Raw genomic sequence first — 15,634 nt, 5'->3', positions numbered from 1 at the left:
TATTATTGAAGAGGCCCAGCATGACTGCCTTCGCTGCGTTGCCATTGGTTATCGAACCGACCGAGCTGGCCAAGCGCCTGGATGCGCCCGAACTGATTCTGCTCGACCTGACCAACGCAGCGCGCTATGCCGCCGGACACATCCCCGGCGCGCGCTTCGTCGATCCAAAACGCACCCAACTGGGCCAGCCTCCGGCACCCGGCCTGCTTCCAGACCTCGCACAACTCGAACAGCTATTCGCCGAATTGGGCCATAATCCGAACGCCGTCTATGTGGTCTACGACGATGAAGGTGGTGGCTGGGCCGGACGCTTCATCTGGTTGCTGGATGTGATCGGCCACAGTCATTACCACTACCTCGATGGCGGGCTGCAGGCCTGGCTGGCCGAGGATCGCCCGCTCAGCACGGAGCAACCCGCCGGGTGCGCTGGCACGCTCAAGCTGACGCTCGATGACAGTCCAACAGCCAGCCGCGAATACCTACAAAGCCGCCTGGGCGCCGCCGACCTGGCGATCTGGGATGCCCGCTCGCCCGCCGAGTATCGCGGAGAAAAGGCCTTAGCCGCCAAAGCCGGACACATTCCTGGCGCAGTCAACTTCGAGTGGACTGCCGGCATGGACCCGACTCGCGCCTTGCGCATTCGCCAGGACATGCCCGCGCTACTCGCCAGCCTCGGCATCAGCCCGGACAAGGAAATCATCACCCACTGCCAGACCCACCACCGCTCCGGCTTCACCTATCTGGTGGCTAAGGCGCTCGGCTATCCGCGGGTCAAGGCCTACGCCGGCTCCTGGGGCGAGTGGGGCAACCATCCTGACACCCCAGTCGAACGCTGAGCCAGCAAGTAACTGCCATCCGCATGCCGTCGAATCCTCAAGGAACACCCATGAAAGATCGCCTGTTCATCCTCAGCCAGTACCTGCTGCCGCACCACCTGCTGTCGCGCCTGATCGGCTGCGCAGCTGAATGCCGCACGGGCTGGTTCAAGAACCGTCTGATCAGCTGGTTCGTCAAGCAGTACCAGGTCGACATGAGCGAGGCGCAGATCGAAGACCCGAGCGCTTTCGAGCACTTCAACGCGTTCTTCACCCGCTCCCTGAAAGAGGGCGCGCGCCCGCTCGACACCACCCCTGGCGCGATCCTCAGCCCGGCCGACGGCGCCGTTAGCCAACTGGGCAAGATCGAGCATGGCCGGGTATTCCAGGCCAAGGGCCACAGCTTCAGCGTGCTCGAACTGCTCGGCGGTGACAGTGAGCGGGCCAGCTCGTTCATGGGCGGTGAATTCGCGACTATTTATCTGTCGCCCAAAGACTACCACCGCGTGCACATGCCGCTGGCCGGCACCCTGCGGGAAATGGTCTACGTGCCGGGCCGGCTGTTCTCGGTCAACCAGACCACCGCGGAAAATGTCCCGGAGCTGTTCGCCCGCAACGAGCGGGTCGTTTGCCTGTTCGACACCGAGCGCGGGCCGATGGCCGTGGTGCTGGTCGGCGCGATGATCGTCGCCTCGATCGAAACCGTCTGGGCCGGCCTGGTCACGCCACCCAAACGCCACCTGAAAACCGTCCGTTATGATGAGGCGGCGCGCGCGCCTATCGCCCTGGACAAGGGGGCGGAACTGGGTCGCTTCAAACTGGGTTCGACGGCTATCGTATTGTTCGGCCCCGACCAGGTGCGCTGGGCAGAAACGCTGGGCGCCAACAGCGACGTGCGGATGGGTCAGAGCATCGGCAATAGTCAGGTCAACTAAACATTGCCCAAAGCGCAGCAAGTGACGAACCACTTGCTGCGGCCACATACGGGCTGCCTGATCCATCACGATTCAAGCAGCCGGGCCTATGCAAGGCTGCGGCCCAAGCCAGATACTGCTAAAGTTCGCAGCATTGATTATCAAGAGAATGACTCGGCTGAACTCCGGGCGTTGGAGTATCCAAGTTAGATGGATAAACAGACTTCCCACCTACTGCTCCGCGCCCCTACCCCGCTAAAGCCAAGCCTGTCTTTCTGCGATGCCAGCCCGCGCGACCTCAAGCGCTGGATCGCCAACCTGCCAAAAGCCAATATCGGCGAAACCGCCCGCCAGCTTTACCAGGCCCTGATCGAGCTCAACCAGTTGCGCACTGCGTCGGATAACCGCCTGCACTTGCTGGAGTTGCTGCGCCCGGAGGTTTACTACGTCTGCAAACACCTGGAGCGGCACTTCCTCAACCAAGCGATTGTCCTCGATGAACGCCCACGCAAAGTCGCCAATCTCTGCCAGGCCCTGCAAAACCATCTGGCCGTCGGTTACAAACTGATCATCGCCAGTCTGATTCCGCAAAATAATGGCGAGCGCAACCCACTCCTGAGCGTCGCCCTGCAGCGCGCCACCCACAGCCTGTGCGGCCCACTGATTCGCGCCAGCCAATTGTATTGTCCCGTGCCTGAAGGCCTGTGGCTGGAGCTGCACCAGCTCTACCAGATCGCCCGTGAGCGGAGTCTGCACAAACTGGCGATCCGCGATCCACTGGCTCGCCACACGCCGAGTTTGAGCACCGAGCAGAGCTATGTGGTCGCCTTGCTGCTCGGCTGCGCCCGCTGCAACCAGATGCGCCAGAATGGCATCGCGCGCCTTGCCGAAGTGCTCGAGCCTTGGAGCGCGCTGGTCAGCCTGCAAGCCGGCGATGCGCCCTCGAGCCTGTTTGCGCTCACTCCGCAAGTGGATGGCCCACCGCGCTACACCTCGCTGTTTCAGGACAAAGAGCTGCACAACGCGCTGGGTATCGACCCACATCCACTGGTTGATGCCATTCAGGAGTACCTGTTACTGCCTGCGGAGAACACCAGCACGTCGCGCCTGTTGGTACCCGAAGGATTCAGCACGGACATGCTGCAACACCTCAGCGCCGCCTGGGGCGACATCTCCGAACGGACCTTCAATCGCACCCACGGCCAGGGCACCCTGAAGTTGTGCATTGGCATGAGCGCACTGCATTTTTTCCTGGCTAATGAGCGCCCCTTCAACGAGATCCTGCAACAGCCGAGCGAAACCAAAGCAGCGGTATTCGGCGCCGACACCAGCACTGGCCCCTCGGATGTCTGGGCGAAAGCCTTCGACACAGAGAAGACCGCCAACTGGGACACCCGATTGCCCTTGGAGGAAATCGAGTACAGCAAATCCACCACTCAAGAGACGCTGACAGAATCCACGGGCATCGAGAGCCACCCGACCTTCGCCCTGCCGATCGTCAACCACAGCCCGGGTGGCTACTGCCTGTCCTGGCCCAAAGAGGTGCCGAGCCAGCTGCAAGCCGGCGAACTGCTCGGCGTGCAGGATTCGCCAGAACAGGGCTGGAGCGTCGCGGTGGTACGCTGGATCCGCCAGGTCCGCGGTGGCGGCACACAGATGGGCATCGAACTGATCGCCCCGCATGCACAACCTTGCGGCTTGCAACTACTGCGCAAGGCCGAACATAACAGCCAATACCTGCGCACGCTGCTGCTGCCGGAAATCAGCGCGATCTCCCGACCCGCTACCTTGATCACCCCACGCCTGCCCTTCCAGGAAGGCAACAAGGTGATGATCAACATCAATGGCACGGAACATCGCGCCGTGCTCAGCCAGCGCAAAACCAGCACCGGCAGCTTCACTCAGTTCGAATACCGTAGTGTCGAACAAAACCCCAGCGAGACCGGGAAACCCGTCACAGCCCATGGCAGCCACAGCGCAGGAGGGGAGGAAGACTTTGACTCGCTATGGAAGTCGCTGTAGATTGCCGAAACATCAATTTTCGTCGCCTTTTCGCGCACGTTCGCCACAGATTTGACTCCTGATATGGCCATCGAAAAAAAAACCATTCGCCTGCTGATCCTTGAAGACTCGCAGAACGAGGCCGAGCGTCTCGTCAGTCTGTTCCGTAACGCCGGCCGTGCTACGCGCGTGCATCGCCTGACCTCCAGCGATGATTTGGCCGAGACCCTGCAGCAAAGCTGGGATCTGTTGATCTGTGCACCCAGCAGCGAACACCTCGAGCCGGGAGACGCGATCAACGCGATTCGCCGCCAGGCGAAAGATATTCCCGTCATCCAGCTGCTCGCCGACAACGACTCCGACAGCATCACCGAAGCCCTGGCTCTGGGCGCCCAGGATGCGCTGCCGCAAGGCGAAGACGAGCGCCTGGTGCTGGTGGCCAAACGCGAACTGGCCAACCTCGAAGAACGCCGCGCCCGGCGCGCCGCCGAAGTGGCCCTGCGCGAGGCAGAGAAACGCTGCCAGTTGCTGCTCGACAGCTCGGTCGATGCCATCACCTACGTGCATGACGGCATGCATATCTATGCCAACCGTGCCTACCTCGAACTCTTCGCGTACCAGGATGGTGATGAGCTGGAAGGCATGCCGATGATCGACCTGATCGCCAGCGCCGACCAACGCAACTTCAAAGACTTCCTGAAAAACTACCAGAGTGCCGAAGGCAGCGCCGAACTGGCCTGTACCGGCGTCCGGGCCAACGGCCAGACCGTCCCGGTGCGCATGAGTTTCTCGCCGGCCGCCTACGATGGCGAACCCTGTATTCAGGTGGTGATCCACGCAGCAAGTGGCAACGCCGAACTGGAAGAGAAGCTGCGCGAAATCAGCAGTCAGGACCTGGTCACCGGCCTGTACAACCGCAACCATTTCCTCGGCCTGATGGACGCCGCTGCCGAGCGTGCGGTGAATGCCGGCCAGCCGGCCAGCCTGGCCTATATCCGCATCGACCGTTATGCCAGCCTGCTGGCAGAAGTTGGTCTGGCGGGAATCGACTTATTGCTCACCGACCTGGCCAACCTGCTGCGCGGTCACTTTACCCACGAGGCGCAACTGGCGCGCTTTGGCGACGATGTATTCACCGTCTTGCAGCCCGGAAAGACCCCGGAGCAAGCCGAAGCCGAGCTGGCAAGCCTGCTGAAAAAGCTCGAAAGCCACCTGTTCGATGTCAACGGCCGCACGGCACAGAGCACCCTGTCGATTGGTGTCGCCGGCCTCAACGAGAAAACCCCGAAAGCTCAGGAAGTGGTCGACCGCGCCCAGCGCTGCGCCGACGAACTGGCCGCGGGGAACGCACTGAAACTGTTCAACCCAGGCGATGAGCTGGCCGCGGCGGCCAACCGCGGCAACATAGTCGCCATGGTCCAGCAGGCATTGGAGCACAACAGCTTCCGCCTGCTGTTCCAGCCGATCATCAGCTTGCGCGGCGACAGCCATGAATACTATGAGGTCTTGCTGCGCCTGCTCAGCCCGCAAGGCGAAGAGGTTCCGCCGCACGAGTTTCTCAACGCCGCCAAAGAGGCTGGGCTGGGCGAGAAAATCGACCGTTGGGTGATCCTCAACTCGATCAAGCTGCTCGCCGACCACCGCAATAAGGGCCACAACACCCACCTGTTCGTCCACCTGTCGAGCGCCAGCCTGCAGGATAAGACCCTGCTGCCGTGGCTCAGCGTAGCCCTGACAGCCGCACGCCTGCCCTCGGACGCACTGACCTTCCAGCTCAGAGAACCGGATGCCATCGCCTACCTCAAGCAGGCCAAGGCACTGACCCTGGGCTTGAGCGAACTGCACTGCAAGGTGGCGCTCAGCCAATTCGGCTGCGCAATCAATCCCTTCAACACCCTCAAGCACCTGCACATCGATTTCGTCAAGATCGACGGTTCCTTCTCCCAGGACCTGTCTACCCCAGAGAGCCAGGAAGCGCTGAAAACCCTGCTGGCCAGCCTGCACGCTCAAGCCAAGCTGACCATAGTGCCCTTCATCGAGAGCGCCAGCGTGCTGGCCACGCTCTGGCAGGCCGGGGTCAACTACATCCAGGGCTACTACCTGCAAGGCCCTAGCCAGGCGATGGACTACGACTTCTCGGCGGGCGACGAGTAGCCCCTCCTGGCAGCCAGGCGACTGGCTGTCACTGCCCCCGAATACAACCCTCTGCTGCGCCAAAGCTAGCCCTCTCGGCCAGCGCCACGCCCACTTGTCCCAGGTCATCCTCCCGGCCAGCCCATGAGCTTGCGGGTTTCGATACCTTAGCTGCCCAGGCGAATTCCCGTAACCATGATGAAAGCCGCGGTATGGGTCGCGCCCGGTCGCTACGAGCGGCAAGACAAGTCCATTCCAAAATCGGCTCAACCGATCTTGCGGCACATTACCACCGCCACTATCTGCGGCACCGATGTGCGCATCCTCAAGGGGAATACCCGGTAGCTGCCGGCCTGAGCATCGGCCACGAGCCGGTGGGTATCATCGAGCAACGCGGACGCAACGTGCAGGGTTATCGCGAAGGCCAGCGGATCATTGCGCCACCGCGGGCGCCATGTTGCGCGGTGTCAGCACCATCATTGCGCTAGATCGTGTCGATACGCGCCTGGCGGCTGCCCACCAGCTCGGCGCCGACGTCACCCTCAACTTCGAGCAAGTGGACGTGGGCGTGGGCGTGGTGACAGAAATCATACGCCTGACCGGCGGTCGCGGCGTGGATACCTCGATCGAGGCGCTGGGTCTGCAGTCCACTGTCGAGAGTGCCCTGCGGGTACTCCAGCCCGGCGGGGCCCTGTCCAGCCTGGGCGCTTACTCCAGCGATCTGCCGATCCCGCTGGACGCTTTCAACGCCCTGGACGACAAGCGGATCGTCTCCTCGCTGCGCCCCGGCGGCAAGGAACGCATGCGCCAACTGATGAATATCGTCGAGTCGCAGCGGGTCGAGCTGGCACCGCTGGTCACCCATTACTACGCTCTCAACGACACAGACGCAGCCTACAAGCTGTTCGCCAACCAGCGCGACGGGGACTCAAGGTGGCGATCAAGCCGTAGTCGCTACTCCAGACCGTCGCGATCGCGAAAGCCAAGCAGGTAGAGGATGCCATCCAGGCCCAGGGTCGAGATTGCCTGCTTGGCCGACTGCTTGACCAGCGGCTTGGCGCGGAATGCCACGCCCAGGCCGGCGATGGCCAGCATCGGCAGGTCGTTGGCGCCATCACCGACGGCGATGGTCTGCTCCAGGCGCAACCCTTCTTTCTCAGCCAGCTCGCGCAGCAGGTCGGCCTTGCGCTGGGCGTCGACGATCGGCTCGACGGCCACGCCAGTGACCAGGCCGTCGACGATCTGCAACTCGTTGGCAAATACGTAGTCGATGCCCAGTTTGGCCTGCAGTTGCTTGGCGAAGTAGCTGAAGCCGCCGGACAGAATCGCGGTCTTGTAGCCGAGGCGGTGCAACTCGCTGAACAGCGTCTCGGCCCCTTCGGTCAGACGCAATGAGGCGCCGACATCGGCCAGCACGCTTTCCGGCAAGCCCTTGAGCAGGGCCAAACGCTCCCTGAAGCTGGCGGCGAAATCCAACTCACCGCGCATGGCCCGTTCGGTAATCGCCGAAACCTGCTCGCCGACCCCGGCGGCCTTGGCCAGTTCGTCGATCACCTCGGCCTCGATCAGTGTCGAGTCCATGTCGAACACCGCCAGACGGCGATTACGGCGGAACAGCGAGTCGCGCTGGAAAGCGATGTCGACATTCAACTCCTGGGCCACACTGAGGAACTCGGCGCGCAAGGCCGCCTGATCGGCAGGCTCGCCGCGCACGGAAAACTCGATACAGCCCTTGCCCTGCTCGGCCGGCATATCCAGCGGCATGCGCCCGGAAAGACGATCGATATGATCGATATTCAGGTCGTACTTGGCGGTAATCGCGCTGACGCGCTGCAATTGCTCGGCGGTCACCTTGCGGGTCAACAGGGTCACGATATGCCGCGCCTTGCCCTGACCACCGACCCACTGCTGGTAATCCGCTTCGGACACCGGCGTGAAACGCACCTGCTGCTCGAGTTTGTAGGCGGCGAACAGCAGATCCTTGAGTACCGAGGAGCCCTGCTCGGTAGGCGGAATCTCCACCAAAATGCCGAAAGACAGGGTGTCGTGGATCACCGCCTGGCCGATATCGAGGATATTCACCCCGCCTTGGGCCAGCACACCGGTGATGGCGGCAGTCAGACCGGGACGGTCTTCGCCGGTAATATTGATCAGGACGATTTCGCGCAAGGCGCACCCTCCGGGGCTCGGTTAATGGTAAACAGCAGTGCAATCCTGCTGAAAAGCCGCATATTCTACCCATTTTCGCGACCATACGGACACGCACGGCGCTTTTCCCTATGCATAGCGGTCGCTATACTGCGCGACACCTACAGTCGATAAGAGCCGAGCTCTGTGAACCGGCCTGCCCCCGTAAAACCCGATAATTTCTTCCTGCTGCTGTTCCAGGCCCTGCGTCAACGCCGCGTGCCCCTGGCCTTGCGTATCGCCAGCCATAGCCTGCTACTCGTGGCCATGGCGCTGGTGATCTACGCCTGGGTGATCGGTATGCAGTTCAAGCATGCGATGGAGCAGCAGGCCGAAGCCCTGGGCACCAGTCTGATCACCCAGACGGCCACTTCAGCCACCGAGTTGCTGGTGTCCAATGACATCCTCAGTCTCAGCGTGCTGCTGAATAACCTGGTGAAAAATCCGCTGGTGGCTCACGCGGCGATTTACAGCGTGGATAATCGCGTGCTCGCCGAAGCAGGTTCGCGCCCGAGCAAAACCATGCTGGGCGAGACCGAAGGCCTGTACTCGACCCCTATTACCTTTCAGGAAGTCATCGCCGGCCAATTGCGCATCAGCCTGGATATGCGTCAGTTCCAGCAACCGATGACCATCAGCCTGCAGAGCATGGGCATCCTCAGCCTGATTCTGCTGGCCCTGACCCTGGCCCTGAGCATGCGCCTGGGCCGCCATATCTCCACTCCACTGCTGCAACTGCGCGTCTGGTTACGTGACCCGGATGACCCGGCGCCCGGTGCCGGCCGCCAGGATGAAATTGGCGATCTGGCGCGCCAACTACAAATGCGCCTGGTACCGGAAAAACCAGAGCCGGAGCCAGAACCGGAGGACTTCCACGACGAAGAGACCGATGAGCACGACTTCGGCGATGAAGACGATGACGATGACGATGACGATGAGCCGACCTTCGAGGTGCGCGACCTGCACGACGAGCGTTTCGACGACCTCAAACAGACGGACGCTGACAGCGCCGTCGGCCAGCCAAACGATGATGATCCCTTCGCCGAGCTGCGTGACCACGGCGATCAATCGGCAGCGATTCCCACGCTGACCGTCAACGGCCCACAACAGAGCGCCGTGCTAGCCATTCAGCTGGGCGCCCAGGAGCAGCTCCGACGCCTGCCGCGCACACGCCTGCTGGATTTGCTGCAGCGCTATCGCGATTGCCTGAACCAGGCCTCGGCGCTCTATCAAGGCGAGTTGCACACCCTCAACGACGGTAGCAGCCTGATGCTGTTCCATCGCCAGGACAGTGGTGAGGATTACCTGACCCATGCCATCTGCTGCGGCGAACTGATGCGTGCACTCGGCCATGCCTTGCAAATCGAGGTTGCCGACAGCGGCATCACCCTGCAACTGCAATTGGGCCTGACTCAGGGTGAAGACCTGCTCGATTTGAGCCAGGGCGAGCTGTTGCTCAGCGAGACTGCCCAGGATGCGCTGGCCTTGTCCCAGCACAGCCGCAACCTGCTGCTGCTCGAACGCCGTGTGGGTGATGATGCACTGGTACGCCAGCGTGCCCGTATTCGCACCATCGCCAGCCCGGAAGGGGCCTGCTGCGTGGAGCGTCTGCTGGAGCCTTACCCATCATTGCTGGAACGCCAACTGGCGCACATGCACGAACACCGCCCGCACTGAGGCCGCTAGCTGGCCGGCTGGCGGATCTCGATTACACGAAAACCCGACAACCGGCTAGTGCTCAGAAGCGGAACACTTCCGTTTGCGTGGCCGGCTCAAACACCGGAGTCGGCTGACTCTTGACCGCTGGCTTGCTCGGCGCGGCGACCGCCGGCTTGCGCGGCGCAGCTGTCCCGGCAATCGACATGGACTTGATTGCGCCGGCCAGTTCATCGGCCAATTGCTGCAACAGCTGACTCTGCGCACGCACTTGCCCGACCACCGTGCCGCCGTGCTCGGCCTGCAGGCGCACCACCCGACTGCTACGCTGCACCCCGGCAGAATCGAGCAGACGCCATTGCGCTTCGAGTACCGCAGGCTGCTGCACCCCAGAATCCAGCCGGCTGATGTTCAGTACAACCTGTACCTGACTGGAGAAACCGACACGATCCGGATACAGCGCGACGCGGCTGGTATCGAGCTGTCCGGCCAATTGGCGCAGCAGCAGTTGGCCGACATCGTCCTGCAGACTACCGGCCCAGCGGGCCTTCTGACTGAACGAGAGGCTGTCGTCGAGCTCGCGCTGCACCAGGTTCTCGCGCAACAGATAGTCCGCCAGTTTTAACGGGCCCAGCAGTAACGCCGGCCCTTTATCGTCCTGTGGCAGCTCAGGGTTGCCCTGCTCGAGCTGATAGAACTGTGCAGGTGGTTGCAGTATTGCGCAGCCCTGCAGGGTCAAGACCGCAAGAAGCAACAACAACGGCGGCGAGAAGTGCAACGATCTCATTAAAACATTACCTTGATTTGCCAAATATAAGTGATTGGGGCTGCTGATCGAGCCCTTCCATCGTGCGCTGCAACGCTTTTCCAGCCCGACTGAGCTCCTGCAGTGCACGCAATGCTTCGTACTGTACCTCGGATTCCGGGCCGAGACTGCGACGACTGTCGGCTGCCAGCTGGTTGATTTGTTGCAAAGCCTGTGCGGCATGCTGCGCCGCACGACGAATTTCGCCCACTGCATCCCGCAGGTCAACACTGCTTTGCTGAACATTATCCATGATCGGCGGCAGCTGCTGTTCCAGGCGGCCACTCAGGCGGTCGAGTTTGCCCAGCAACTGACTCATGCTCACCAGGCTCTGCTGCAATTGCGGGGAGCCGGTCAGTTTCTCCAGCGATTGCAGGGTCCGCGTGGCCGATACGGCCATCTCCTGCAGCGGCAATTCACGCAGGCTGCCAGCCAGCTCGCGCAGCACATCGGCAATCTCATCGATACGCGACGGCACACTGGGAATCGTCGGCAGATCCAGCTCATGCGTCGCGCGCACATAGCCGGCCTGCTCCGGAAACATGTCCAGCGCGACTATCGCCTTGCCGGTCAGCAGGCTGGGCGTCTGCAACTGAGCGCGCAGACCACGCTCGACCAGTTGCCCGATGAACTGATCGAAACTGCGGGAGCCCGCCTGCTGCCGCTCTGGAGTATTGATGCGCAGCACCACCGGCATCACCACATCCTTGAGTTCAGGGTCGTAGGACAGGCGAATCTCACGCACCGTGCCGACCTTGACCCCGCGGTAGGTGACATCGGCGCCGACATCCAGGCCGTCCAGGGCACCGGTAAAATACACCACGTACTCACTGGGCTGACTGAACCAGCTGTCGCGCGACAGTAGCAGCAGACCCGCGGCCAGCAGCGCCAGGCCGCCAAGCAGGAAGGCGCCAATCATAAAAGGTTTACGCGCTTCGCTCATGCCGTCTCCATTTTGTCAGCCGTTTCGCCCCGGCGCAGAAAGCGCTGCACCTGCTCCGGCCCATCGGCCAGCAATTCCGGCAGGGTGCCCAGGGCAATCTGGGTGTGGCTCTGATTGTCGAGAAACAGACAGGTATCGGCTACCGCCTGGATGCTCGCCAGCTCATGGGTCACCAGCACAATGCTCGCGCCCAGGCTATCGCGTAACTGCAGGATCAGTTCGTCCAGGGACTGCGAGCTGATCGGGTCGAGGCCGGCCGAAGGTTCATCGAAGAACAATACCTGCGGATCGAGCGCCAGCGCCCTGGCCAGGGCCGCGCGCTTGCGCATGCCCCCAGACAGCTGCGACGGATACAGCTCATCGCAGCCGGCCAGGCCAACCAGCGCCAGCTTCAATGCCGCCAGCTCAACCAACTCGGCCGGCTGCAGATGCTGGCGGTAGGCGGCTAGCGGCAGGCAGATATTTTCACGCAGGGTCATCGAACCCCACAAGGCGCCATTCTGGTAGAGCACGCCGAAGTGCTGCTGCAAGGCGGCGCGACTATCCTCGTCGCCCGCCCAGAAATCCTCACCATTGAACAGCACCCGTCCGGCCAGTGGCGCCTGCAGGCCGATCAGGTGACGCAACAGGGTGCTCTTGCCGCAACCGCTGGCGCCCATGATGACGAACACCTCGCCCCGACGGATGGAGAAATTCAGGTCGTGCTGAATCACCAGACTGCCGTAACCGGCACTCAACTCCTCGGCGACCAACAGCGCATCGTTCATCTCAGACCCCCAGCCGGGTGCAAATCAGGGTAATCAATGCGTCACTGACCACCAGCGCCACGATGATGCTGACCACCGCCCGGGTGGTTGCCTGCCCAACGGCCTGGGCATTGCGCCCGCAGGCCAGGCCGTAGTGACAGCCGATCAGACCGATCAGCACGGCAAACACCAGGCTCTTGCCAATCCCCACCAGGAAATCGTTGAGGCTAAGCATTTCCAGGCTCTGCCTGAGGTAGAGCGGCGCGGAAATATCGAACAGACCGGAGCCGATGACGAAACCACCGAGAATGCCGAGGGCGTCGGCGAACACGCAAAGCAGCGGCATGCTCACCACCAGCGCCAGCAATCGCGGCAGAACGAGAAATTCCAGCGGCGGAAAACCGAAGGTCTTCAGTGCATCGATCTCCTCGTTGGCCTGCATGCTGCCCAGCTCCGCCGCGTAGGCCGCGCCGGTACGTCCGGCCATGATCACCGCGGTCATCAGCGCGCCCATCTCGCGAGTCATGCCGATGGCGACCATATTGGCGATGTACAACTGGGCACCGAAGGCCTCCAGCTGGGCGGCGCCGACGAATGCCAGGATCAGGCCGACCAGCATGGCGATCAGCGCCACTATCGGCAGCGCGCCCGGCCCGCACTGCTGCAGGGCCAGCCAAAAATCACCCCGGCGCATGCGTCCGCGACCGCGCAGCTGACGCCCGAGGGCCAGCATCACCTCACCCAGAAAGCGGCAGGCCTGAGCGACACTGGCCAGCACACCGAGCAACAGCAGCCCCAGGCGGGCCACCGCGCCATAGGCCGGCGCAGGCTCTTCCTTAGCCTGGGTCGACGGCTGAGCGGCCATCTGCAACAGCCGTTCGACACCGTCCGGCAGGCCTTGCCAGCGCAATTCTACGTCCTGCGCTACGGCCAGGCGCTGCAGGCGGCGCAGCAGCGCCAGCAGGCTGCTGTCCCAGGCCGCCACGGCGACCTCCACCTGCACCTGCGCGGGCAGTGGCCGTTGGCTGTACCAGATGGCCTCAAGGTCGGGCTTGGGCGCTTGCAGCAGCCAGGCTCCGTCCACGCACAGGCGCGCCGGCTGGCCTTCCGCTACCGACCAGTGCAAGCCGGCGCCCTGTCCGCTCCCCACCATCCAGTCCTCCGTCCGCTAACCCTGCTGTTCTACCAGCAGCGCATCGACCCGCTGAAAGCCACGCGGCAGCTTGTTGCCACGGCGGCCCCGCTCACCCTTGTAGTGCTCCAGATCATCCGCCTTGAGCGACAAGGTACGCTTGCCAGCCTGCAACACCAAGGTCGCGCCGCTCGGCAACACGGCCAGATCGGTGAGGTATTCCTCGCGACTGGCAACCCGCTCGCCGGGGATGCCGATAATCTTGTTGCCCTTGCCCTTGCCCAGTTGCGGCAAATCGCGCACCGGAAACAGCAGCAGTCGTCCCTCGGTAGTTACGGCAGCCAGCCAGTCCAGTTCGCGACTGAGCAACGGTTTGGGCGCCAGCACCTTGGCGCCAGGCGGCAGGCTGAGCAGCGCCTTGCCGGCCTTGTTCTTGGCTTGCAGGTCCTCGCCCTTGACCACGAAGCCGTAGCCGGCATCCGAGGCGACCACATAGAGGGCGCTGTCGTCCGGCAGCAACACACACTCGAAGGTCGCCCCCGGTGGCGGTGTCAGACGTCCGGTCAGCGGCTCGCCCTGACCGCGCGCCGATGGCAACGAATGCGCCGCCAGCGAATAGCTCCTGCCGGTCGAATCGATAAATACCGCGTACTGGTTCGAGCGTCCCGGCGCGGCGGTCTTGAAGCCGTCACCAGCCTTGTATGACAGGCCCGTGGCGTCGATATCATGGCCCTTGCCACAACGTACCCAGCCTTTCTCCGAGATCACCACGGTGACCGGCTCGGTCGGCATCAGCTCGGTTTCCGACAAGGCTTTGGCCTCGGCGCGGGCGACGATCGGCGAACGGCGGTCATCGCCGTAGGTTTCGGCGTCCTTGATGATTTCATCGCGCACCAGCTTCTTCAGCTTGGCTTCGCTGCCGAGCAGGGCCAGCAACTTGGCGCGCTCCTTGGCCAGGGCGTCCTGCTCGCCACGGATTTGCATCTCTTCCAGCCGCGCCAGCTGGCGCAGGCGGGTTTCCAGGATGTATTCGGCCTGTACATCGGTGAGACCGAAGCGCTCCATCAGCACCGGCTTGGGCTGATCCTCGGTGCGGATGATATGGATCACTTCATCCAGGTTGAGGAAGGCGATCAGGCGACCTTCCAGCAGGTGCAGGCGATGCTCGACCTTGTCCAGACGGAACTGCAGGCGCCGGCGTACCGTGCCCACCCGGTATTCCAGCCACTCCTTGAGCAACTGGCGCAGGTTCTTCACCTGCGGCTTGCCATCCAGGCCGATGACGTTGGTGTTGACCCGGTAGCTCGACTCCAGCTCGGTGGTGGCGAACAGGTGCTGCATCAGCTCAGCGGCATCGACCCGATTGGAGCGCGGGATGATCACGATGCGGCACGGGTGCTCGTGGTCCGACTCGTCGCGCAGGTCGGCGACCATCGGTAGCTTCTTCGCCTGCATCTGCCCGGCGATCTGCTCCAGCACCTTGGCCCCGGACACCTGATGCGGCAGCGCGGTGACCACGATGTCGCCGTCCTCGACGCGATAGACGGCGCGCATGCGCACCGAGCCCTTGCCGGTTTCGTAGATCTTCAGCAAGTCTGCGCGCGGGGTGATGATCTCCGCCTCGGTCGGGTAATCCGGGCCGAGCACATGTTCGCAGAGCTGCTCGACCGTGGCGTCCGGCTGATCGAGCAGACGGAGGCAGGCCGCGGCCACTTCGCGCAGGTTATGCGGCGGCACGTCGGTGGCCATGCCCACGGCGATGCCGGTGGTGCCATTCAACAGGATGTTGGGCAGGCGCGCCGGCAGGGTCGCCGGCTCGTTGAGGGTGCCGTCGAAGTTCGGCACCCAATCCACAGTGCCCTGGCCCAGCTCGCTCAGCAGCACCTCGGCGTAGCGTGACAGGCGCGCCTCGGTGTAACGCATGGCGGCAAATGACTTGGGATCGTCCGGCGCGCCCCAGTTACCCTGGCCGTCGACCAGGGTGTAGCGGTAGCTGAACGGCTGGGCCATCAACACCATGGCTTCGTAGCAGGCCGAGTCGCCGTGCGGGTGAAACTTGCCGAGCACGTCGCCGACGGTACGCGCCGATTTCTTGTGCTTGGAATCGGCGTCCAGACCCAACTCGCTCATGGCGTAGATGATCCGCCGCTGTACCGGCTTGAGACCGTCGCCGATATGCGGCAGGGCGCGATCCATGATCACGTACATCGAATAATTGAGATAAGCCTGCTCGGTGAAGTCGGCAAGGGAGCGGCGCTCAACACCGTCCAGGCTCAAATCGAGGGGTTCGCTCATGCGTGCC

General features: G+C 62.8%; 11 protein-coding genes and 1 pseudogene. 6 read left to right on the top strand and 6 right to left on the bottom strand.

Going from position 1 to position 15,634, the window contains the following annotated elements; translation table 11 throughout:
- Window positions 1-20: 20 nt before the first annotated feature.
- From VCJ09_RS03570 to VCJ09_RS03550, 5 genes and pseudogenes are all read left to right on the top strand, one after another.
- Complete coding sequence (locus VCJ09_RS03570; RefSeq protein ID WP_324733161.1) at window positions 21-836, top strand: rhodanese-like domain-containing protein; 816 nt, start codon at window positions 21-23, stop codon at window positions 834-836.
- 50 nt (window positions 837-886) lie between these two features.
- The gene (gene asd / locus VCJ09_RS03565) at window positions 887-1,750 is read left to right on the top strand and encodes an archaetidylserine decarboxylase (protein WP_324733160.1); all 864 of its coding nucleotides are present in this window, start codon (window positions 887-889) and stop codon (window positions 1,748-1,750) included.
- Between the two features lie 189 nt (window positions 1,751-1,939).
- Entirely contained in the window at window positions 1,940-3,751 is a 1,812-nt protein-coding gene (locus tag VCJ09_RS03560; RefSeq protein WP_324733159.1) for a molecular chaperone, read from the top strand.
- Window positions 3,752-3,814: 63 nt separating this feature from the next.
- Window positions 3,815-5,884: an EAL domain-containing response regulator gene (locus tag VCJ09_RS03555; protein WP_324733158.1), complete on the top strand. Its 2,070-nt coding sequence runs from the start codon at window positions 3,815-3,817 to the stop codon at window positions 5,882-5,884.
- A 174-nt stretch (window positions 5,885-6,058) separates the two neighbouring features.
- Window positions 6,059-6,814 (top strand): annotated as a pseudogene (locus VCJ09_RS03550) (zinc-binding dehydrogenase).
- A gap of 3 nt (window positions 6,815-6,817) precedes the next feature.
- On the opposite strand, the gene serB reads toward VCJ09_RS03550, so the two are convergent.
- Window positions 6,818-8,032: a phosphoserine phosphatase SerB gene (gene serB, locus VCJ09_RS03545; protein WP_324733157.1), complete on the bottom strand. Its 1,215-nt coding sequence runs from the start codon at window positions 8,030-8,032 to the stop codon at window positions 6,818-6,820.
- Window positions 8,033-8,197: 165 nt separating this feature from the next.
- Between serB and VCJ09_RS03540 the strand changes: the two genes are divergently transcribed.
- Entirely contained in the window at window positions 8,198-9,727 is a 1,530-nt protein-coding gene (locus VCJ09_RS03540; protein WP_324733156.1) for an AhpA/YtjB family protein, read from the top strand.
- A gap of 61 nt (window positions 9,728-9,788) precedes the next feature.
- Here VCJ09_RS03540 and VCJ09_RS03535 read toward each other — a convergent pair whose 3' ends face one another.
- Genes VCJ09_RS03535 through parC form a run of 5 tightly spaced genes read right to left on the bottom strand, consistent with a single transcriptional unit; the run spans window position 9,789 to window position 15,627 of the window.
- Window positions 9,789-10,493 (bottom strand): PqiC family protein, encoded by a 705-nt coding sequence (locus tag VCJ09_RS03535; RefSeq protein WP_324733155.1) that lies wholly within the window; start codon window positions 10,491-10,493, stop codon window positions 9,789-9,791.
- A 7-nt stretch (window positions 10,494-10,500) separates the two neighbouring features.
- Complete coding sequence (locus VCJ09_RS03530) at window positions 10,501-11,454, bottom strand: MlaD family protein (RefSeq protein ID WP_324733154.1); 954 nt, start codon at window positions 11,452-11,454, stop codon at window positions 10,501-10,503.
- Window positions 11,451-12,221 (bottom strand): ABC transporter ATP-binding protein, encoded by a 771-nt coding sequence (locus VCJ09_RS03525; protein ID WP_324733153.1) that lies wholly within the window; start codon window positions 12,219-12,221, stop codon window positions 11,451-11,453. The genes VCJ09_RS03530 and VCJ09_RS03525 overlap by 4 nt, the downstream gene beginning before the upstream one ends.
- Before the next feature lies 1 nt (window position 12,222).
- Complete coding sequence (locus VCJ09_RS03520; RefSeq protein ID WP_324733152.1) at window positions 12,223-13,353, bottom strand: MlaE family ABC transporter permease; 1,131 nt, start codon at window positions 13,351-13,353, stop codon at window positions 12,223-12,225.
- A gap of 15 nt (window positions 13,354-13,368) precedes the next feature.
- Window positions 13,369-15,627: a DNA topoisomerase IV subunit A gene (gene parC / locus VCJ09_RS03515; RefSeq protein ID WP_324733151.1), complete on the bottom strand. Its 2,259-nt coding sequence runs from the start codon at window positions 15,625-15,627 to the stop codon at window positions 13,369-13,371.
- Window positions 15,628-15,634: the final 7 nt, after the last annotated feature.

It is taken from the genome of Pseudomonas paeninsulae, from assembly GCF_035621475.1.
Classification (GTDB): Bacteria; Pseudomonadota; Gammaproteobacteria; order Pseudomonadales; family Pseudomonadaceae; genus Aquipseudomonas; species Aquipseudomonas paeninsulae.
Note: the sequence above shows the minus strand (reverse complement) of the source record. Positions and strands in the feature narration are given on the sequence as shown.